General features: G+C 67.4%; 21 protein-coding genes. 11 read left to right on the top strand and 10 right to left on the bottom strand.

Translation table 11 applies throughout. The features are described from left to right. Position 1: 1 nt before the first annotated feature. Together E0E05_RS06590 and E0E05_RS06585 are read right to left on the bottom strand one after the other, a co-directional pair. Positions 2-454 carry a DNA polymerase III subunit chi gene (locus E0E05_RS06590; RefSeq protein WP_039723232.1) on the bottom strand — a complete coding sequence of 151 codons (453 nt, stop codon included), beginning with the start codon at positions 452-454 and terminating at the stop codon, positions 2-4. A 17-nt stretch (positions 455-471) separates the two neighbouring features. Then, complete coding sequence (locus E0E05_RS06585) at positions 472-1,959, bottom strand: leucyl aminopeptidase (protein ID WP_131615998.1); 1,488 nt, start codon at positions 1,957-1,959, stop codon at positions 472-474. Positions 1,960-2,189: 230 nt separating this feature from the next. Between E0E05_RS06585 and lptF the strand changes: the two genes are divergently transcribed. The 6 genes from lptF to rsmA all read left to right on the top strand — a co-directional run bounded on the left by lptF (position 2,190) and on the right by rsmA (position 9,824). Further along, positions 2,190-3,362 (top strand): LPS export ABC transporter permease LptF, encoded by a 1,173-nt coding sequence (lptF, locus tag E0E05_RS06580; protein ID WP_158629290.1) that lies wholly within the window; start codon positions 2,190-2,192, stop codon positions 3,360-3,362. Then, a complete protein-coding gene (gene lptG / locus E0E05_RS06575; protein ID WP_244597980.1) occupies positions 3,359-4,459 on the top strand; it encodes an LPS export ABC transporter permease LptG in 1,101 nt (366 codons plus the stop codon). Before lptF ends, lptG begins: the two co-directional genes overlap by 4 nt. 20 nt (positions 4,460-4,479) lie before the next feature. After that, positions 4,480-6,858 (top strand): LPS-assembly protein LptD, encoded by a 2,379-nt coding sequence (locus E0E05_RS06570; protein WP_131615996.1) that lies wholly within the window; start codon positions 4,480-4,482, stop codon positions 6,856-6,858. Between the two features lie 144 nt (positions 6,859-7,002). Continuing rightward, positions 7,003-7,947 (top strand): SurA N-terminal domain-containing protein, encoded by a 945-nt coding sequence (locus E0E05_RS06565; RefSeq protein ID WP_131615995.1) that lies wholly within the window; start codon positions 7,003-7,005, stop codon positions 7,945-7,947. An 18-nt stretch (positions 7,948-7,965) separates the two neighbouring features. After that, positions 7,966-8,988 carry a 4-hydroxythreonine-4-phosphate dehydrogenase PdxA gene (gene pdxA, locus E0E05_RS06560; RefSeq protein ID WP_131615994.1) on the top strand — a complete coding sequence of 341 codons (1,023 nt, stop codon included), beginning with the start codon at positions 7,966-7,968 and terminating at the stop codon, positions 8,986-8,988. Then, positions 8,985-9,824 (top strand): 16S rRNA (adenine(1518)-N(6)/adenine(1519)-N(6))-dimethyltransferase RsmA, encoded by an 840-nt coding sequence (rsmA, locus tag E0E05_RS06555; protein ID WP_131615993.1) that lies wholly within the window; start codon positions 8,985-8,987, stop codon positions 9,822-9,824. Before pdxA ends, rsmA begins: the two co-directional genes overlap by 4 nt. Here the strand turns inward: rsmA and gmk are convergent. The 8 genes from gmk to E0E05_RS06515 form a co-directional block, all read right to left on the bottom strand. Further along, positions 9,819-10,496 carry a guanylate kinase gene (gmk, locus tag E0E05_RS06550; RefSeq protein WP_131615992.1) on the bottom strand — a complete coding sequence of 226 codons (678 nt, stop codon included), beginning with the start codon at positions 10,494-10,496 and terminating at the stop codon, positions 9,819-9,821. The two genes, rsmA and gmk, sit on opposite strands and share 6 nt — an antisense overlap. 44 nt (positions 10,497-10,540) lie before the next feature. Then, complete coding sequence (locus E0E05_RS06545) at positions 10,541-11,437, bottom strand: YicC/YloC family endoribonuclease (protein WP_131615991.1); 897 nt, start codon at positions 11,435-11,437, stop codon at positions 10,541-10,543. A 25-nt stretch (positions 11,438-11,462) separates the two neighbouring features. Then, complete coding sequence (gene mltG / locus E0E05_RS06540; RefSeq protein WP_244598053.1) at positions 11,463-12,614, bottom strand: endolytic transglycosylase MltG; 1,152 nt, start codon at positions 12,612-12,614, stop codon at positions 11,463-11,465. 277 nt (positions 12,615-12,891) lie between these two features. Further along, on the bottom strand, positions 12,892-14,154 hold the full coding sequence (gene fabF, locus E0E05_RS06535; RefSeq protein WP_131617924.1) for a beta-ketoacyl-ACP synthase II: 1,263 nt from the start codon (positions 14,152-14,154) through the stop codon (positions 12,892-12,894). A 47-nt stretch (positions 14,155-14,201) separates the two neighbouring features. Then, entirely contained in the window at positions 14,202-14,438 is a 237-nt protein-coding gene (locus E0E05_RS06530; RefSeq protein WP_131615989.1) for an acyl carrier protein, read from the bottom strand. A gap of 123 nt (positions 14,439-14,561) precedes the next feature. Beyond that, positions 14,562-15,299, bottom strand: coding sequence for a 3-oxoacyl-[acyl-carrier-protein] reductase (gene fabG, locus E0E05_RS06525; protein WP_131615988.1), 738 nt, complete (start codon positions 15,297-15,299; stop codon positions 14,562-14,564). Positions 15,300-15,336: 37 nt separating this feature from the next. Continuing rightward, positions 15,337-16,278, bottom strand: a complete 942-nt coding sequence (gene fabD, locus E0E05_RS06520) for an ACP S-malonyltransferase (RefSeq protein WP_131615987.1) — start codon at positions 16,276-16,278, stop codon at positions 15,337-15,339. 74 nt (positions 16,279-16,352) lie between these two features. Continuing rightward, the gene (locus E0E05_RS06515; protein WP_131615986.1) at positions 16,353-17,270 is read right to left on the bottom strand and encodes a LysR family transcriptional regulator; all 918 of its coding nucleotides are present in this window, start codon (positions 17,268-17,270) and stop codon (positions 16,353-16,355) included. A 78-nt stretch (positions 17,271-17,348) separates the two neighbouring features. On the opposite strand from E0E05_RS06515, the gene E0E05_RS06510 reads away from it, so the two are divergent. The 5 genes from E0E05_RS06510 to E0E05_RS06490 all read left to right on the top strand — a co-directional run bounded on the left by E0E05_RS06510 (position 17,349) and on the right by E0E05_RS06490 (position 20,725). Beyond that, positions 17,349-17,993, top strand: a complete 645-nt coding sequence (locus E0E05_RS06510; protein ID WP_131615985.1) for an NADPH-dependent F420 reductase — start codon at positions 17,349-17,351, stop codon at positions 17,991-17,993. Further along, positions 17,990-18,544 carry an antibiotic biosynthesis monooxygenase gene (locus E0E05_RS06505; RefSeq protein ID WP_131615984.1) on the top strand — a complete coding sequence of 185 codons (555 nt, stop codon included), beginning with the start codon at positions 17,990-17,992 and terminating at the stop codon, positions 18,542-18,544. The genes E0E05_RS06510 and E0E05_RS06505 overlap by 4 nt, the downstream gene beginning before the upstream one ends. 12 nt (positions 18,545-18,556) lie before the next feature. Next, positions 18,557-19,294, top strand: coding sequence for a type 1 glutamine amidotransferase domain-containing protein (locus E0E05_RS06500; RefSeq protein WP_131615983.1), 738 nt, complete (start codon positions 18,557-18,559; stop codon positions 19,292-19,294). A gap of 194 nt (positions 19,295-19,488) precedes the next feature. Next, a complete protein-coding gene (locus tag E0E05_RS06495; protein WP_131615982.1) occupies positions 19,489-19,779 on the top strand; it encodes a hypothetical protein in 291 nt (96 codons plus the stop codon). 10 nt (positions 19,780-19,789) lie between these two features. Next, complete coding sequence (locus E0E05_RS06490) at positions 19,790-20,725, top strand: calcium/sodium antiporter (protein ID WP_131615981.1); 936 nt, start codon at positions 19,790-19,792, stop codon at positions 20,723-20,725. Positions 20,726-20,791: the final 66 nt, after the last annotated feature.

Genomic DNA, 20,791 nt, shown 5'->3' with positions numbered 1-20,791 from the left:
GTCAGGCGGCCCTTTCCCAGCGCCCCTCGGGCGACTGCTTCCAGTAGGCGAGCGTGTGGCCGTCCGCCTTCAGCGTCTTCCAGTGGCCCCGCGCCTGCTGCACCGCTTCGTCATCCTGACCGTCGAACATGATCGCGACCCGCTGGTAGGCCGAAAGATCGCCGTCCGGCGCGGCGCCGCGGACGACGAACCGGATGGCGGCGCCGTTCGGATTGTCGGTCGAGGCGGTCACGAACACGGGGTGGTCGGCGGCCGGTTCGTCGCCGTCACGCCCGTGCGGCAGGAACGAGACAGGCTCGTGCGTCCAGAGCATCATGTCGACCTCCTCGCAGGCCTGCGCGTCGGGCACCTGGATCACGGTGCGCCATTGCCGGGCCAGCGATTTCTCGACAAGGCCCGGCAGCGCCGCTTCGAGCGCGGTCTCGGTCAGATGGTAGAAGGTCACTTCGGTCATCGCGCCTGGCGCTCCGTTCAGCCCTCGTAGACGTCGCGGACCCAGCGGTCGAGCAGGCGCACGCCGTAGCCCGAAGCCCAGGATTGGTTGAAATCGCCGGCGGGCGAAGCCATCGCGGTTCCGGCGACGTCCAGATGCGCCCAGGGCGTGTCGCCGACGAAGCGCTTGAGAAACTGTGCGGCGGTGATCGAGCCGGCGTTGCGGCCGCCGACATTCTTCATGTCGGCGAACTTGGAATCGATCAGCTTGTCGTATTCGGGTCCCATCGGCAGGCGCCAGACCTTCTCGCCGCTCGCTTCGCCGGCCTTCGTCAGCCCTTCGGCGACCGTGTCGTCGTTCGAGAACAGGCCCGCATGCTCCTGGCCGAGCGCGACGAGGATCGCCCCGGTGAGCGTCGCCAGATTGACCATCGCGCGCGGCTCGAAGGTCTGGTTGGCGTAGGTCAGAACGTCGGCGAGGACCAGCCGGCCCTCGGCGTCGGTGTTGATCACCTCGATGGTCTGGCCGGACATCGAGGTGACGATGTCGCCGGGGCGCTGCGCCTTGCCGTCGGGCATGTTCTCGACAAGGCCGATCAGGCCGACCGCGTTGACCTTCGCCTTGCGCGCGGCCAGCGCATGCATCAGGCCCATCACCGCGCCCGCGCCGCCCATGTCGCCCTTCATGTCCTCCATGCCGCCGGCCGGCTTGATCGAGATGCCGCCGGTGTCGAAGACGACGCCCTTGCCGACGAAGGCGACCGGCTTGTCCTTGGATTTGCCGCCATTCCATTTCATCACCAGAAGGCGCGGCGGCCGTTCGGAGCCCTGCGCGACACCCAGCAGCGCGCCCATGCCGAGCTTTTCCATCTGCTCGCCGTCGAGCACGTCCACCTCGACGCCCAGCGCCTCGAGCGCCTTGCCCCGGTCGGCGAACTCGACCGTGCCGAGCATGTTGGCCGGCTCGTTGACCAGATCGCGCGCCAGCATGACGCCGCGCGCCACGGCCTCGGCATCCTCCCACGCCTTCCTGGCCGCGCTTGCCTTGTCGGTCTGGATGACCAGCTTCTGGGCCACCGGATTGTCACCGTTGCCGTTCTTGCCGTTCTTGACGGTCTTGTACTTGTCGAACCGGTAGGCGCGCAGCAGCCACCCTTGCGCGAACGCGGCAAGCGCCTCGGCGTCCATCGCCTCGCCGGGCGACAGGGTGACCAGCTTCTCCTTGGCAAGTGCCGCCCGCGCGGCGCCGCCGATGGCGCGCCAGTCGCCCTCGCCCGCCTCGTCGGCCTTGCCCGCGCCGATCACCACGATCCGGCTCGCGGCGCTGCCCGCCGGCGCCAGCACATCGAGTGTTGCCTTGGCCTTGCCGGTAAACTCGGCGATGGAGGCGGCCCGGGCGACCACGCCCTCGCCGTCGAGCTCGCCGACGACGGCACCGATGTCGTCGCCTTCGGCGGCGACGAACAGCGCCGCTCCCTTCTTGACGGGGGCGGGTTTGGCGAAAGTGATCGTGGGAAGCATGGACATGGATGACGAAACCTTGAGCGGGCGTGGCGGGGAGATGGCTTGATTTTGGTGTTGCCGGCGGCGATAGCAAGGCCCGGATGCGGCCGCAATGGTTCATTAACCGTCGGGTTTTCCACATTGTTAGCTTTGGACCGACACTATGAAACGAGTGCCGCGGGCCGCGCGGGGGGATATGGCGGTCACGAATCGGAGCATCCGAAAGGCGCCCGCAGCAAGGACAAGCCGCTCGCTTGAGAACCGTTGAACGCTACATCTTCCGGCGTGTCGCCATCGCCTCGCTGAGCGCCTTCGCGGCGATCCTGGCCGTGGTCTGGGTGACGCAGGCCGTCACCCGGATCGACTTCGCGACAGGGTCGGCCGGGTCGATCGGTGCTTTCCTGACGATGATGGTGCTGCTCACGCCGCAATTCGTCACGCTGACGCTGCCCTTCGGCCTGCTGATCGGAACGGTGAACGTTCTCAACGCAATGAACGCGGACAGCGAGATGCCCGTGATGGCCGGTTCGGGCATCGGGCGGATGGCGTTCGCGCGGCCGGTCCTGATCGTCGCCGTCGCGCTCGGGGCGACGGTGTTTCTGGTCAGCCATCTCGTCGAGCCGCGCGCCAACCGCGCGGTGCGCGACATCGTCACCGACCTGCGCACCGATCTGCTGGCGACGCTGATCCAGGACGGACGCTTCACCGAGGTCGAGGACGGGCTGACGATCTATGTCGACCGCAAGGACGCCGGCGGACGCCTGAGCGGGGTCATGATCGCAGACAAGCGCAATCCGGAGACCCATCTTTTGCAGTTCGCGCAGGAGGCCGTCGTCGACGACAGCGGCGATGTGAGCCTCCTGGTCCTGCGCGAGGGGCAACTGCACCGCACAGAGGTCGCCACCGGGCAGGTCTCGATCATCCGCTTTCAGAGCTATGCCGTCGATCTGGCGCGCTTCGGCAGCGCCACCGGCAGCCACACCTACCTGCCGCACGAGCGCGAGACGGCCTATCTGCTCGATCCCGATGCGAACGATCCGACGCTCAACACGTGGCCGGGCCTGGCGCGCGGCGAACTGCATCGGCGCTTGAGCGAATGGCTCTATCCGATCCTGTTCGCGCTCGTGGCGCTGGTGCTCGCCGGACAACCCCGTTCCCACCGGACGACCAGCATCATGACGGTCGTTCTCGCGTTCGGTGCGGGGCTCGGCTATCGCTGGGGCAGCTATTTCGCCTACAACACGATCAAGATCGACGGGGCCCTGTTCTGGCTTCTCTATGCGGTGCCGCTCGGGGGTATCGCGCTTTCGGTGCTGATGTATCTGCGCGGCTGGACGGTGGCGGTTCCCGACCGCGCAATGCTCGCCGTGCAGCGCTTCGCCGGAAAGCTTGGCGGTCCCAGCCGGGCCGGGGCGGCCGCATCATGATCGCGATGCAGGCCCGCACGCTTCAGGTCTACGTCTTCCTGCGCGTTCTGCGCATGGTCGGCTACTTCACGCTCGCCATCGCGGCCCTCGCGCTGCTGGTCGACTTCACCGAACTGTCGAACCGCACCGGCAGCCTTCCCGACTACACCGCGCTTCGGGCGCTCGGCATCTCGGCGATGCGCGTGCCGTTCATCCTGCAGGTGGCACTGCCCTTCGTGATGCTTTTTGCGACGATCGCCACGCTGATCGCGCTCAACCGCAAGTATGAACTGGTCGTGGCGCGCGCGGCCGGCATGTCCGCCTGGCAGTTCCTGACGCCGACATGGGCGGCCGCGCTGATCATCGGACTGGCCGGCACGCTGATCCTCAACCCGCTCGCGGCGAACGGCTTCTCGCTGGCCCAGGCGATCGAGGGAAGCTGGCGCGGCAGCGGCACCAGCGGTCTCTTCGAAACGCGGGAGCCGTGGCTGCGACAGGGCCGCGAGGGTGGCGGCGCCTTCATCATCACCGCCAAGACGGTCGCCGGCCAGCAGGTCTCGCTCTACGAAGCGACGTTTCTGGAGATCGGCGCCGACCAGCGCGTGCTTGCACGGCACGATGCCGATCGCGCAAGGCTCGAGGAAGGCCGCTGGGTGCTCGAGGCGGTGACCACGAGCGTCGCGCGGCGGCGCCCGGTGCGCACCGACCAGATGATCGTTCCGACGCGGCTCGATCAGGAGGCGATCCGGCAGGCGCTGGTGCCGCCCGAGATGGTGCCGATCTATTCGCTTGGCCGCCAGATCGAGGCGGCCCGCTCGTTCGGCGTGCCGGCCGCACCCTTTTCGATGCAATATCATTCGCTTATAGCATTGCCGGCCCTGATGGTCGCGATGACCATGATCGCCGCGACCGTCTCGTTGCGCTTCGTGCGGTTCGGCCAGTCGGCGCGCCTGATTGTCGCTGGCGTCGCCGCCGGCTTTCTGCTTTATGTCGTCACGGCGCTGGCCAAGTCGTTCGGCGGCGCGGGCGCCATGCCGCCGGTGGTCGCCGCGTGGCTTCCGGTGGTGGGCGGAATCCTGTTCGGAATCGGGTATCTTCTCAATCACGAAGACGGGTGATGCGTAGCCGAGGGGGAAAGATGGGGAACGGCCGTAAGACCGTTCAACACAAGCCGCGACGCGGCCCGACCGTCGGTCACCTGCTGGCCGGCGCGGGACTGCTCGGGCTGCTCGCCGGTCCGGTGCCCTTCGTCCTGCCGGCGCTCGGCCAGAGCGGCATCGACCAGCTGACCGCCTCCAATCCCGACGCACCCCTGCTGCTGCAGGCGGACGAACTGGTCTACAACAATGACGACCGCACGATCTCGGCGATCGGCAATGTGCGCATCGACTATGACGGCACCCGCCTCGTCGCCGACCGCGTCATCTACATCGATGACAGCGCGCGAATGGTGGCGGTGGGCAATGTCGAGATCCTGCAGCCGGACGGTGTGCGCCTGACGGCCGACGAGATCGACATCACCGACGATTTCCGCGACGGTTTCCTGAACACGCTGCGTGTCGTCACGCCCGACAATGTGCGTTTCGCAGCAGAAAGCGCCGAGCGCCGCGATGGCGAGGTCACCGTCTTCAACCAGGGCCTGTACACGGCGTGCGAGCCCTGCGAGGAGCGCCCCGAGAAGGCGCCGCTGTGGCAGATCAAGTCGCAGCGCACGATCTGGAACAGCGAAGAGAAGACGGTGCGATTCGAGAACGCGCGTTTCGAGTTCTTCGGCGTCCCGATCGCCTGGCTGCCGGTGTTCACGACGGCTGATCCGACGGTCAAGCGCAAGACCGGCTTCCTGACCCCCGGCATCAGCTTCGCCGACGAGCTGGGATTGGGCGTATCGGTCCCCTTCTTCATCAACCTTGCGCCCAACTACGATCTGACGCTGACCGGCACCGGCTATACGCGTCAGGGCTTTCTGGGCGAGGCCGAATTCCGGCACCGGCTGGAAAACGGCATCTACACGCTGAAGATCGCCGGCATCCAGCAGGCCCGCCCTGACGCGTTCGGCGCGGGTACGGTCGACCGGATGGAGACCACGCGCGGCATGATCGGCACGACGGGCCGGTTCACGATCAATCCGCGCTGGCAGTTCGGCTGGAACGGGCTGCTGCAGACCGACAAGAACTTCTCGCGAACCTATTCGGTGGGCGGCTTCAGCGAGTATGTGTTCCGCAACGAGGCCTGGCTCACCGGGCTCGCCGGCCGCAACCATTTCGATGCGCGGGTGATGCATTTCGACGTTCAGGAGAACGTCCCCGATCCCTTTGGCAGCGGGCCGCGTCAGCCCACGGTGCTGCCGAGCGTCGACTATGACTACGTCCTGTCCGAACCGGTGGCGGGCGGCGAACTCGCCTTCAGCCTGAACACGCGCGGCATTGTGCGCGACCAGGCCGACACGCGGCTTGCGGCCGGTCCGATCAACGACAATTTCGCCACCTTCGGAACAGACGGCGGCTCATGGCGCCTGACGGCCGAAACCGAGTGGAAGCGGACCTTCACCTCGCCCGGCGGTCTTCTGGTGACGCCGATCCTGCACGCCCAGGGCGACACGACCTATCTCGACGTGGCCGCGACGGGTCCGCTGTCGCAGACGATGGAGACCGTCGGCACGCCGCTCGCCGCCAACGGCACGCACTGGCGGGGCATGGCCACCGCCGGCATCGAGGCGCGCTGGCCGGTGCTCGTGGCGGGTCCGGGTTCAAGCCACGTGATCGAGCCGGTCGGGCAGGTTTTCGCGCGGCCCGACGCACCCGACGATACGGTCCTTCCCAACGAGGATGCGCAGAGCCTTGTGTTCGATGCCTCGAACCTGTTCTCGCGCGACAAGTTCTCCGGCTACGACAGGCTCGAGGGTGGTGTTCGCGCCAATGTGGGCGTGCGGTACAACGGCCAGTTCGGCGGCGGCTGGAGCGCGACGGCCCTGGTTGGCCAGTCCTTCCACCTTGCCGGCGACAATCCCTACGACGACGCCGATCTGGTCAATGCGGGCGCCGATTCGGGGCTTGAGACGGACCGGTCGGACTATGTCGCGCACGCCGGCGTACGACACGGGTCCGGCTTCTCGGCGACCGCCGACGCCCGCTTCGACGAAACGACTTTCGCGGTGCGCCGGGCCGAGACCGGCCTGTCCTTCACCAACAGCACGATCGCGCTTGCGGCCAACTATGCGGTCCAGAAGGCGCAGCCGACCTACGGCTTTGCGGCGGACCGGCACGAGGTTTCGGGAAGCGGATCGGTTCGCTTCGCCGAATACTGGCGGGTTCTGGGCGCGGCGAAGTTCGACATCACCAATGATCGCCTGACGGCGCGGTCGATCGGCCTTGCCTATGACGACGAGTGCTTCTCGTTCCTGTTCTCCTACGAGGAGACGGTGGACACGACCGAAGCGGTCAACCGCAATTTCGGCGTCTATTTCCGCGCCCGGACGCTTGGCGATATCGGCGCCTCATCCACAAGCGTGGACTTCTGACGATGCCGACCGGGTCCGGGGCCTGTCGGCGATGTCATCGTTTCGCCGCGTTGGCGGCGCAGTCGGCCGGTCAAGCTTGAGATTGGGGCGCGCGGCCGATATGACGGGCGCCAAAGACAGGGAGGCCATCTGTTGAGGATCGCCATGACCAATCGACGTTCCAGAACCTTGGGCATCGCCCTTGCGACGCTTGCCTTCGCCGCCGCGTTCACGCACCTGGGGAACCTGTCGACGACGCCCGCCGCGGCTTCCGAAATCCGCGTGATCGTCAATGACGAGATTGTCACCAGCTACGACATCGCCCGGCGGGCGGCGTTCCTGCGCCTGCAGCAGCGCGGCGGCAACGTCACCCAGGCGGCGACCGACGAATTGATCGAGGAAGCGCTCAAGCGCGATGCTGTGCGCCGCGCCGGCATCCGTATTCCCGATTCGATGGTCGACGATGCCTTCGCCAACTTCGCGCAGCGCAACAACATGTCGCCCAGCCAGATGATGCAGATCCTCGGCCAGTCCGGCGTGACCGTCGACCACTTCAAGGAGTTCATCCGGCTGCAGATCGGCTGGGGCCAGACCGTCCAGCTCAGAGCCCGCGCCGGCAACCAGATGATGAGCGAGCAGGAGGCGGTCGCGCGTATGCTCGAACAGGGCGGCCAGAAGCCGACCTCGACCGAATACATCCTCCAGCAGGTGATCTTCGTGGTGCCCGAAAACCAGCGCGGCAGCCTGCTCTCGGCGCGCCGCACCGAGGCCAACCGCATGCGCGGTCTGGTCAGCGACTGCGAGCGCACCGTCAGCCTCGCCCAGGGCCTGCGCGACGTCACCGTGCGCGATCTTGGCCGGGTGCTCGAACTGCAGCTCCCGTCACGCTGGGCCGAGGACATCTCCGGCCTGCAGACAGGACAGACGACGCCGGTCAAGGAAACCGAGCGCGGCGTCGAGTTCATCGTGGTGTGCCGGGCGCGGCAGGTCAGCGACGACCGGGTCGCGCAGCTCGAATTCTCCACCGAGGCGCTCGAATCCGATGGCGGCGACGTCGGCGCGGAGTTCCTTGAAGAACTGCGGGCGAATGCGCGCATCCAGCGCCGCTGAACGGGCATCGGCGCGGCCGTGACGGACAACGACGCACCGCCGCTCGCCGTCAGTTGCGGCGAACCCTCGGGTATCGGCCCGGACATCATCGTTTCGGCATGGCAGCGGCATCGGACCGCGCTTCCGCCCTTCATCTGCATCGGCGACCCCGAACAGCTTGCCCGTCGGGCAAGACATCTCGGACTGGATGTTCCGGTCGAGATCGCCGATCCGGCGAGCGCAGCGAGCGTGTTTCCGACATCGCTGCCCGTTGTTCCGCTGACGAACAGGCTCGCCGGGCAGCCCGGCACGCCCCTGCCCGGCAACGCCGCCGGCGTGATCGAGGCGATCGACCGGGCCGTCGCGCTGACCCTGTCCGGCGAGACGAGCGCCGTGGTGACCGCGCCGATCGCCAAGAAACCGCTCTACGAGGCCGGCTTTGCCCATCCCGGACACACCGAATATCTCGCCGTACTGGCCGAGCGCCACACCGGGCAGGCTGTCCGTCCGGTGATGATGATCGCGGGACCCAACCTGCGAACCATTCCGGTGACGATCCACATGCCGCTGGCCTCGGTGCCCGGCGCGCTGTCGACCGGACTGATCCTCGAGACGATCCGGGTCGCCGACCGCGACCTCAAGACGCGGTTCGCCATCGCCCGCCCCCGGATCGCGGTGGCCGGGCTGAACCCGCATGCGGGCGAGGATGGCGCCCTGGGCGCGGAGGATCGCGCGGTGGTCGCCCCGGCCATCGAAAAGGCGCGCTCGGAAGGGATCGACGCGACCGGGCCCCTGCCGGCCGACACGATGTTCCACGCGGCCGCGCGGACCGGCTATGATGTGGCGGTCTGCATGTATCACGACCAGGCCTTGATCCCGGCCAAGGCGCTCGACTTCGACGAGGGCGTCAACGTCACGCTCGGCCTGCCGTTCGTACGCACCTCGCCCGACCACGGCACTGCCTTTGCCATCGCCGGCACCGGCGCCGCGCGGCCGGACAGCTTCATCGCCGCACTTCGAATGGCGGCGCGGATGGCGCGCGCGCTGCCGGCGGCGGCGTGAGCGAGCGTCCGGCGATCGACGGGCTGCCGCCGCTGCGGACGGTGATCGATACGCACGGGCTGGCCGCTCGCAAGACGCTGGGCCAGAACTTCCTGCTCGATCTGAACCTCACCGGGAAGATTGCCCGACAGGCCGGCGACCTGACCGGCACCACGGTGATCGAGGTCGGTCCGGGCCCGGGCGGGCTGACGCGGGCGCTCCTGATGGAAGGGGCCGACAGGGTCGTCGCAATCGAGCGCGATCCCCGCTGCCTGCCCGCGCTCGCGGAAGTCGCCGCGCACTACCAGGACCGCCTTACGGTCATCGAGGCCGATGCGCTGACCGTCGATTACGCCGCGCTTGCGACAAGCTCAGACCGCACCGTCATCGTCGCCAATCTGCCCTACAATGTCGGAACCGAACTGCTGGTCGGCTGGCTGACCGCCGATCCATGGCCGCCCTTCTGGGCGTCGCTGACGCTGATGTTCCAGCGCGAGGTGGCCGAACGGATCGTGGCAGGTCCCGGCGATGGCGCCTACGGGCGGCTCGGCGTGCTCGCCGGCTGGCGGGCCGAGGCACGGATCTGTTTCGACGTGCCACCGCAGGCATTCCGGCCGCCGCCGAAGGTGACCTCTTCCGTGGTCCATCTGACGCCCCGGGCCGAACCGATACCGTGTTCGGGCGACAGGCTGGCGACGGTGACGCGGCACGCCTTCGGCCAGCGGCGCAAGATGCTGCGCCAGAGCCTGAAGCCGCTCGGCGGCACGGCGTTGCTGGAGCGGGCCGGCATCACCGGAACACGGCGCGCCGAGACGCTTACGGTCGCCGAATTCTGCGCGCTGGCGAACGCCCTATGAGGACGGATCGCGCGACCAGTCCGCGGCGAGCAGATCGTTGACGAAGTCGAACAAGCCCGGCCGCCTGTTGCGGCGCAGGCGCTCGGCCCGCACGATGGCGCGGATCGCCTCGAACGCACGATCGAGATCGTCGTTGACGATCACATAGTCATATTCGCGCCAGTGCTCGATCTCGATGGCCGCGTTCTTGAGGCGCTGTTCGATCACCTCAGCGCGGTCCTCGGCACGGCGCATCAGCCGGGCGCGCAATTCGGCCATCGACGGCGGCAGGATGAACACCGAGACGACGTCGGTGCGCATCTTCTCGGTCATCTGCTTGGCGCCCTGCCAGTCGATGTCGAACAGCATGTCCTGGCCTTCCGACATCGCCGTCTCGACCGGCTGGCGGGGCGTTGCGTAGTAGTTGCCGTGCACCTCGGCCCATTCGAGCAGATCGTCGTCCTCGCGCATGCGCATGAAGGTGCGTTCGTCAACGAAGCGATAGTGGACACCCTCGATCTCGCTGCCCCGCCGGGCGCGCGTCGTCACCGAGACCGAAAGCTGGAAGCCGGGATCGGTTTCCATCAGGTTGCGTGCAAGCGTCGACTTGCCCGCGCCCGACGGCGACGACAGCACGAGCATCAATCCGCGCCGGGCGATCCGTGCGCCCACTCCCTCGCTGTTTTCGCTCATCGCCGCCCCCAGCACCCCGTCCCGTCCCCGACCGATCCTTCGCCCTATTGCAGGTTTTGCACCTGTTCGCGCAACTGGTCGATCACCGATTTCAGTTCAAGGCCGATCGCCGTCAGGCCGGTCGATGGCGACTTCGAACACAGCGTGTTGGCCTCGCGGTTGAACTCCTGGGCCAGGAAATCGAGCTTGCGGCCGATCGCGCCGCCGGTCGCCAGGTGCTCGCGCGCCGTGGCGACGTGCGCCGTCAACCGGCCCAGTTCCTCGGTCACGTCGGCTTTCGTGGCAAGAAGCGCCGCCTCCGCGTTCAGACGCGCGGGGTCGAGCCCGTCGGCGCGCGTATCGGCAAGCAGACGGCCGATCTGTTCGGAAAGGCGCGCCCTCATGGCGTCGGGCCGGCTTTCGGGATCGGCGGCGGCGCGCGCGACCAGCGCCTCGATCGCGTCCACATGGCCGGCGACCAGCGCGGCCATGGCTGCGCCTTCGGCAAGGCGCGCCTTCAGCAGCCCGTCGAGCGCTTCGCCGAGAAGCGCGGCGATCTCGTCGCCGTCCGCGCCGTCGCCACCATCCTGACGTTCCCGCGCAATGACGACGCCCCGCAGCGGCAGCAGTCCGTCTGTCGTGGGCGGCGCGAGCCCGGTCTCGACCGAAAGGGCCGTCGCCTGGGCGGCGAGCGCACGGAAAGCGTCGGCATCGATCGCCACCGCCTCGGCCATGTCGGCCGCCTCGACGCCGATCGTGATCTGCAGGTTGCCGCGCGCGATGCGCCCGCCGACCTGCTTGCGGATGGCCGCTTCCTGCGCTTCAAGGCCGGGCGGCAGGCGCAGCTTGACGTCCAGCGAACGGCCGTTGACCGAGCGGATATCGCAGGTGTAGCGCACGCCGCCGATCACCCGGCGGGCCGAGGCGAAACCCGTCATGGACTGGATGTCGGCCGTTGCCATGTCCCGTTCCCCCAAGCCGGTGCGATCAGTTCTGCGTTTCGCCCTCACCGTCCGCGTCCGACGGAGCGTCAATCGTAACTTCTTCTTCGGCGGCTTCGCGGGCGGCGGCGCGCTCGGCTTCGATCTGCCGCCAGCGCCGCACGTTGGCGTTGTGCTCGTCGAGCGAGCGCGCGAAGGCGTGCCCGCCAGTTCCGTCGGCGACGAAGTAGAGCTCTTCGGTGCGCGCCGGGTTGGCGACGGCCTCGAGCGACGCGCGGCCGGGAATGGCGATCGGACCGGGCGGCAGCCCATCGATGACATAGGTGTTGTAGGGCGTCTGGCTTTCGATGTCGGACTGGTAAATCGGCCGGTCGGCCGGTTTGCCCTCGCCGCCGAACAAGCCGTAGATGATCGTCGGGTCGGACTGCAGGCGCATGCCGCGTTCGAGCCGGTTGACGAAGACGCCGGCGACGCGCGGACGCTCCTCGGCGAGCGCGGTCTCCTTTTCGACGATCGAGGCAAGCGTGACGAACTCGTTGATGTCGTCGATCGGCAGATCCGAATCGCGCTTTTCCCAGATCTGCTGGACCAGGCGCTCCTGCTGGTCGATCATCCGGGCAATGATGTCGCGACGTTCGGTGCCGCGCGTGAACTTCTGCGTGTCGGCGATCAGCATGCCCTCGGGTGGCATCTCGTCGGGCATCTCGCCCGAAAGCATCTCGTGTTCCGCGATCTTCTGAAACGCCTGGTAGACGGTCGTGCCCTCGACCACCGTCAGCGGATGCAGGATCGCGACGCCCTGGACCATCGTGTCCATGATATCCTTCATCGAGGCGCCTGCGCGGATCTCGAACTCGCCGGCCTTGAAGTCGTCCTCGGTGCCATAGGCGCGGCTGCCGAGTTCGAACAGACGAGCGTTCGAGATGATGCCACGCCGTTCGAGGCCGCTCGCGATCTGGATCAGCGTCGCCCCCGGACGGACCATGTAGGTGGTCGAGGCTTCAAGCGGGCCCGGCTGCTCGAACCGAACCTTGCCCAGATACATCGCCGCGCCGAGCCCGACGAGCGCCAGCACGAACAGCGTGAACAGGAAATTGGCGAAGATGACGACCTGGCTGCGGGCGGCCCGGGCGCGGCGGCGCCTTGGCGGTTCGACGCCCTCCTGCGGCCTCAGCGCCTGAGACGCCGAACGCGGGATCGGCCGGCCGCCGGAACCGGACGCGACCGGATCGTTCGCCTGTGGCGCCGGCTTCGGCTTGGCCCGGCCAAAACGGGTATTCTCGCTCACGTGTGTTTTCCCTGACGTCTGTTTGACCCCTCACCGGCGCCGCCCGGCCCGGACCATTGCCCGGCGCGCGCCCGTTGACAGGTCGCAAATCAACGATGCCGATCGAGGTATTTCATGAATGCATCGGCCCGCACAATAGAAGCCTTTGTGGCGAAAAACCGGTGGGTAACGGCCCGAACGGGCCGGTTCAGGCGTCGTAGCGACGCAGCACGAGCGAAGCGTTGGTGCCGCCGAAGCCGAACGAGTTCGAAAGGGCGATGTCGACGGTCCGCTCGCGCTTTTCGTGCGGGACCAGATCGATCGCGGTATCGACGTCGGGATTGTCCAGATTGAGCGTCGGCGGAACGACCTGGTCGCGGATCGACAGGGCGCAGAAGATCGCCTCGACCGCGCCGGCCGCGCCCAGAAGGTGGCCGGTCGACGATTTGGTCGACGACATCGAAACCTTGCCGGCCGCGTTGCCCAGCACGCGCTCGACGGCGCCCAGTTCGATCGTGTCGGCCATGGTCGAGGTGCCATGGGCGTTGATGTAGTCGATCTCGGCGGGCGCCACGCCGGCGCGCTTGAGCGCGGCGCGCATGCAGCGTTCGGCGCCCTCGCCGTCCTCGGAAGGGGCGGTGATGTGATAGGCATCGCCCGACATGCCGTAGCCGACCACTTCGGCATAGATCTTCGCGCCGCGCGCCCTGGCGTGTTCGAGTTCCTCGAGCACGACGATGCCGGCGCCCTCGCCCATCACGAACCCGTCGCGATCGCGGTCATAGGGCCGCGAGGCGGCTTCGGGATTGTCGTTGAACTTGGTCGCCAACGCCTTGCACGCCGCGAACCCGGCCAGCGAAATGCGGCAGACCGGCGATTCGGCGCCGCCGGCGACCATCACGTCGGCATCGCCCAGCGCGATCAGGCGGCTGGCATCGCCGATGGCGTGCGCGCCGGTCGAGCAGGCGGTGACGACCGAATGGTTCGGACCGCGCAGGCCGTGCCGGATCGAGACCTGGCCGCTGACCAGATTGATCAGCCGGCCGGGGATGAAGAAGGGCGAGACACGCCGCGGGCCGCGATCGCGCAGCACGTAGCCGGTCTCGACGATGCCCTCGATGCCGCCGATGCCCGAGCCGATCAGCACGCCCGTGCCGATCTGGTCTTCGTCGGAGGCGGGGTGCCAGTCGGCGTCGGCCAGCGCCTGGTCGGCGGCGGCCATGCCATAGACGATGAAATCGTCGACCTTGCGCTGTTCCTTCGGCTCCATCCAGTCGTCGGCATTGTAGGTGCCGTCGGAGCCGTCGCCGAATGGCAGGCGGCAGGCGATCTGCGCGGGCAGATCGTCGACCTCGAACTCGGTCACCTTGCGCGCGGCGCTGGCGCCCGAGAGCAGGCGCGACCACGACATTTCGGCGTTCGCCGCGAGAGGCGATACCATGCCGATACCGGTGATGACGACTCGACGCATCTGCATTTCAGGCTCGGACCGAAGCGGACCGGACAGGCTCGCTGGCGTCAGGACGTCGACTTTTCGATGAACTTGACGGCGTCGCCGACGGTCAGGATCGTCTCGGCCGCATCGTCGGGGATTTCCACGCCGAATTCTTCCTCGAAGGCCATGACGAGCTCGACCGTGTCGAGGCTGTCGGCGCCCAGATCGTCGATGAAGCTCGCGCTCTCGGTGACCTTTTCGGCATCGACCCCCAGATGCTCGACGACGATCTTCTTGACCCGATCTGCAACATCACTCATGTCGGAAATCCTCGTTTGATACGATTTAGTTGGCTCGTGACTATCCGCACCGGTCAGCCTAATCAAGATGAAACACGGGCGGGGCTGGAAGTTTGTTGACGCTTCTGAAGGCCGTTTCGGGCCTCAGATCATGGCCATGCCGCCATTGACGTGGATGGTCTGGCCGGTGATGTAACCGGCCGGCTCGGAGGCCAGAAAAGCGACGGCGGCGGCCACTTCGGCGCCCGTGCCCATGCGCTTCATCGGGATGGCCCCCATGATCGACTCGGTCTGCTTGTCGTTGAGCTTCTCGGTCATCGCGCTCTCGATGAAGCCCGGCGCGACGCAGTTGACGGTGATGGCGCGCGAGGCGATCTCCTGGGCCAGCGATTTCGAGAAGCCGATCATCCCGGCCTTGGAGGCGCAGTAGTTGGCCTGACCCGGATTGCCGGTCACGCCGACCACAGAGGTGATGTTGACGATGCGGCCCCAGCGGCGGCGCATCATCGGATGGGTGAGCGCGCGCGTCAGCCGGAAGACGGCGGTCAGGTTGACCTCGAGCACCGCGTCCCAGTCTGCATCGGACATGCGCACGAACAGCCCGTCGCGGGTGATGCCGGCATTGTTGACGAGGATGTCGACGCCCTCGAGTGCTTCCTCGGCGCGCTTGGCCAGATCGTCGACCGCATCGCGGTCCGACAGGTTTGCCGGCAGCACATGGGTGCGCTCGCCCAGGTCCGCGGCGAGCCCTTCGAGCTTTTCGGCACGCGTGCCGTGCAGGCCGACCGTGGCGCCCTGCGCATGCAGCTCACGGGCGATCTGCTCGCCGATACCGCCGGACGCGCCGGTCACAAGCGCCTTGCGGCCGCTCAGATCGATCATGGCTGTCCCCGTCGTGTTGTTGGCGCCCGATCTTCAGTCAGGCGTTCTGTTCGACAAACGCTTCTATATCGGCCGGGGTCGAAATGGCAACGGCGTTGACGCTGCGGTCGATGCGCCGGGCCAGACCGGTCAGCACCTTGCCGGTTCCTGCCTCGGCGAGGTCGGTGACGCCGTTGGCGGCGAACCATTCGACCGTCTCGCGCCAGCGCACCTGGCCGGTGACCTGCGCCACAAGGCTCTCGACGATCGCATCCGGCTCGGTCACCGGCGCGACCTGGACATTGGCGATCACCGGCAGCATCGGCCGCGAGACGCGCACCGAGGACAGCGCCTCGGCCATGGCGTCGGCGGCCGGCGCCATCAAGGCCGAATGGAAGGGCGCGGAGACGGGCAGCAGCTTGGCCAGCTTGGCGCCCTTTTCCCTAGCGTTGCCGGCGGCGTGCTCGACCGCATCCCTGGCGCCCGAAATGACGATCTGGCCGCCGCCATTGTCGTTGGCGATCTGACAGGCCCCCTTGTCGGACGCCGCATCGCACAGCGCCTGAACGCCCTCATGGTCAAGGCCGATGATCGCGGCCATGGCGCCCTTGCCGACCGGAACGGCGGCCTGCATGGCGTTGCCGCGCACGCGCAGAAGCCGGGCCGTGTCCGCGAGCGTGAAAGTGCCGGCGGCGGCGTGGGCGGAGTATTCGCCAAGCGAATGGCCGGCCACATACGCCGCCTTCTCCCAGACCTTGAAGCCGTGGGTCTCCAGCACGCGGACCACGGCCATCGACACCGCCATCAGCGCCGGCTGGGCGTTGGCGGTCAGGGTGAGTTGGTCTTCGGGCCCCTCCCACATGGTCTTGGAGAGGTTTTCGCCCAGCGCCGCATCGACTTCCTCGAACACGGCCCAGGCCTCGGGGAAGGCATCGGCCAGGTCCTTGCCCATGCCGACGGCCTGGGACCCCTGACCGGGGAATGTGAATGCGATCGACATGAATTCCTCCGGTTCCTCCCGGCGAGCGGGCGCTTGGTGCGCAAGATCGGCCGGACTGTCAAGACGGTTGGACGTCAGCCGAACAGGGCATTGAGGCGGCCGATCAGCCATGTGTGCAGCGGGCTTGCCGCGTTGCGCTTGTGCACAATGGCGGAAATGGCGATCGCGCGCAGTGCCAGGGGCGGTGCGAATACCGAAAGGCCGAAGCGCTCGCCATGACGGATCACCAACCGCTCGGGCAGCGTGGCAATGAGATCGGTGGTCGCCACGGTTTCGAGCGCGGGCATGAAAAAGGGCAGCGCCGCGCTCACGACCCGCTTCCGACGCCTTTCTTCGAGCGCCGCATCGACAATGCCGGTCAGATCGCCCCGGGGCGAGACGATCACATGGCGGCATTTCAGATAGGTCTCCAGATCGAGCCTTTCCGCGAGTTGCGGATGCCCGGCGCGGGCGACAACGCGGTACCCCTGCTCAAACAGTTCATACCGTTCCAGCGTTGCCGGCAGGCTCGGAAAGAAGCCCAGAGCCAGATCGATCTCGCCCGAAGCCAGCGCGGCGGCGGCGGCCCTGCGATCGAGCGCCTGGACGCTGACGCGCAGGCCGGGCGCGGCCAGGTGCAGATCGGACAGCAGCGCCGGCAACAGCGTGGCGATCTCATTGTCGTTGGCCGCAAGCCGGACCGTGCCTTCGGCGGTCGCCGGCTCGAAGGGCGCGGGCGTGCGCAGCGCCGCGTCGAGCGTTTCGACGGCGGACCGGATCACGGGTTCGAGCGCCAGCGCGACCGATGTCGGCTCCATGCCATGCGGCTGCCGCAGGAACAGCGGATCGGAAAAGGCCTGCCGAAGCCGCTTTAGGGAATGGCTGATCGCCGATTGCGTCAGCCCCATCTCGGCAGCCACCGACACGACCTTGCGGTGACGCATCATTGCCAGAAAGACCAGAAGCACCGTCAGATCAAGCTGACGTAATGAAGTTCTATCGATATCACTCATTTATCGATTTCATTTTTGTTTCATTCGCCGAGGTTCTATCCCGCCGTCATCGCCACGCCAAGCGGGAAGCAGCGGACCATGCAGATAGCCATCATCGGCGCCGGCAATGTCGGACGGGCCCTGACCACCGCTTGGCGGCGCGCCGGTCACACCGTGACCCTGGGCGTGCGCGCAGGCGGCGACGAACCGGCCCGAACGTTCGCCACTTCCCTCGGCGCGGACGTCGCCAGGCCGGGCGATGCTGCAGCGAACGCCGGGACCATCGTTCTTGCCCTGCCCTGGGCGGCAGCCGAGAGCGTCGTCGGTGAACTGGGCGGTCTTGCGGGCAAGACCGTGATCGACTGCATGAACCCGATCGCGCGCACGCCGCTGGGGATGGGCCTTGCGCTCGGGCACGACACGTCGGGCGGCGAGCAGGTCGCCGCCTGGTTGCCCGACGCGCATGTGGTCAAGACGCTGAACCAGGTCGGCGCCGAGATCATGGCCGATGCCTCCGGTTTTCCGGTACCACCGGCGATGTTCATGGCCGGCGACAATGAGCCCGCCAAGGCGCGCGTCGCCGTCCTTCTTGCCGATCTGGGCTTCGAGCCGCTCGATGCAGGCGACATCACGAAGGCGCGCCTGCTCGAACCCTACGCGCTGGTCTGGATCAATCAGGCGATCGCCCGCGGCAAGGGCCGGAACTGGGCCCTGGCGGCGCTGGAACGCGGAGCGCGCTCATGAGCGGGCCCGTGACGGTCGTCGCCCGCCGCCGGGTCAGGCCAGGCTCGCAGGCCGCCTACGAGGACTGGCTGGAACGGTTGACCGGCGCCGCCGCCGACCTGCCCGGCTATATCGGGGCCGAACTGCATCGGCCAAAGGCGGACGAACGCGAATACACCAGCATCTTTCGCTTCGATTCGCTCGAGAACCTCGAAGCCTTCGAGCGCTCGGATATGCGCGCACGCTTTCTCGCCGAGATCGCGCCGCACGTCGACGGCGATGCCGTCTGGGACCGGATGACGGGCCTTGAGGTCTGGTTCGATCCGCCGCCGGGCACGGTCGTCGCCCAGCCCTCCCCGCACCGCATGGCGCTTCTGCTGATCGCCGTGGTCTTCACGCTGGTGCTCGTCCTCAACCTGGCGCTCGCGCCGCTGATCGGCGGCTGGCCGCTGCCGCTCAGGCTGCTTCTGGTGGTGGTCCTGCAGGTCACGCTGCTGACCTACGTGATCATGCCCCGCCTGACCCGCGCTCTCGCGCGCTTCATCTATCCCGCAACCAAGACCGTTTCCTGAAAGGACACGCCCATGACCGCCTCCATCGACACCCATGGCGAAAAACGCATTCTGATGATCGCCGCCAATCCGGCGACCTCGCCGGTCACCGGTTGGCCGGTCGGCTTCTGGTGGGCCGAGCTGACCCACCCTTACTGGGTCTTCACCGAGGCCGGCTATGGCGTCGACATCGTCTCGCCCAAGGGCGGCGATCTGGCTGCCGACGGCTTCTCCGACCCGCAGGACGACAGCGGCTATTCGGCCCACGACATTATCTCGCTCGGCTTCAAGATGTCGCCGAGCCATGCCGGCCTTCTGGAAGGCACCAGGTCCTTGGCCGATGTCTCGCTCGACGACTATGACGCGATCTTCCTGGCCGGCGGCCAGTCGCCCATGATCACGATGATCGACGATCACGACCTGCACGGTTTCGTCGCGCGCGCCTACGAGGCCGGCAAGATCGTGGCGATCGTCTGCCACGCGACCTGCGTTCTGCTGAAGACGAAACTGTCCGACGGTACGCTGCTGGTGGCCGGCAGGACTTGGACCGGGTTCGCCGACGCCGAGGAGAAATTCGCCGACGATTTCGTCGGCCAGAAGATCCAGCCCTTCTGGATCGAGGAGGAAGCAGGAAAGCTCGGCGGCACCAATTTCGTCGTCAACGCGCCTTTCAAGGCTTTTGCCGTGCGCGACGGCAATCTGATCACCGGCCAGCAGCAGTTTTCCGGCGCAGCCGCGGCGGAAAAGGTGGTCGAGGCGCTGGGTCGTTGAGACGACGGACACACCCACGCGCCGCTGCATTATCCGGCACGGTCACGATCGGGGCTGAGGAGGGATTGGGGAGATAACCCGAATGGGCACCGGTGCAACTTGGCTTGGATGAGGTCTTGAAAAACGATCAGCGAGTGCCTTGATAGCAGCGTCCGGCCCCTGCACAGCGGGCCGTTTCCGCGAGCACATCGACGATGTCTTCCCCCCTTTCGCCTGCACCGGATGCGGCCGATCCGGCGCAACCGGCCGTTGCCGTCCGGCACCTGACCCTCGCCGCCCTCTTCACCGCGATCATCTCCGCCATTTTCGTCGATCTGCACATTCTGGCCGTGGCCGGGGCGGCGATCTGGGCGTTCGCCAACACGCTGCATTTCGGCCTCATCGGCCTGGCTCTGGTCGGCGCCCTGATCGGCGCTCCCGCGCTGTGGGCGTGCTGGAAGGTCGGCGTCATGGCGCTCGAAGCCGAACGCGACTGGCAGAACTGAGCAATTCGACATGATCGACATCGTCCTTGTCGTGGCGGGTCTCGCCGCGCTGTTCGCCGGTGGGGAAATGCTGGTCAGGGGCGCCGTCTCGGCGGCGCTCAGGCTGGGTCTGAGCACGTTCGTCGTCGGCGTCGTCGTGGTCGGCTTCGGCACCTCCATGCCCGAACTCCTGGTCTCGGTGCGCGCCGCGCTGGCGGGCACGCCGGCAATCGCGCTCGGCAACGTGATCGGCTCGAACATCGCCAACATCCTGCTGATCGCAGGCCTCGGCATCACGATCGCGCCGATTGCGGCAATGGACCGGTCGAGCCGCGCCGACGTCACCGTCATGGCGCTCGTCGGGCTTGCAGCAGCCGCGCTTTTGTTCCTCGAGACGATCGGCCGGCTGGTGGGCCTCGGACTGCTCACCCTGCTCGCGCTCTATCTGTTCAATGCCGTGCGCGCCGGCTCGAGTGCCGGAGCGACCGCCGAACCGGCGCCCGCCGAACGGGCCGGGGACAGGCCGTTGGTGATCGCCGCCTTCCTGATCGCCGGGCTGGTGCTGCTGTTTGCGGGTGCCGAAATGCTGATCCGGGGCGCGACCGCCATCGCGCGCGACCTCGGCATCTCCGAGGCGGTGATCGGGCTGACGATCGTCGCAGTCGGCACCAGCCTGCCCGAACTGGCGACCACGCTCATCGCCGCGATCCGGAAGCAGGGAGCCGTCGCGATCGGCAACGTGATCGGCTCCAACATCTTCAACATACTCGGGATCCTCGGGATCACGGCGCTCGTCGCGCCGATCCCGGGCGCCGGCGTGCTGAAGCCCGGCGACGCGCTCGTGCTCGTGGCGGCAACGATCGTCTTCGCCGCGATCCTGGCGCGTGGACGCAGGATCGGCCGCATCTGGGGGCTGGTCCTGCTCGGCTCCTATGCCGCCTACACGGCCTGGCTGTTTTCGACCTGACGGCCGTCCCGTTCCGGCTCGCCGCTTGCCGCAGGCCCGGCCCTCCCATACAGTCTTTCCGGCTGA

The organism is Roseitalea porphyridii (assembly GCF_004331955.1).
GTDB classification, from domain to species: Bacteria; Pseudomonadota; Alphaproteobacteria; order Rhizobiales; family Rhizobiaceae; genus Roseitalea; species Roseitalea porphyridii.
This window is presented reverse-complemented; position numbering and strand designations above follow the sequence as displayed.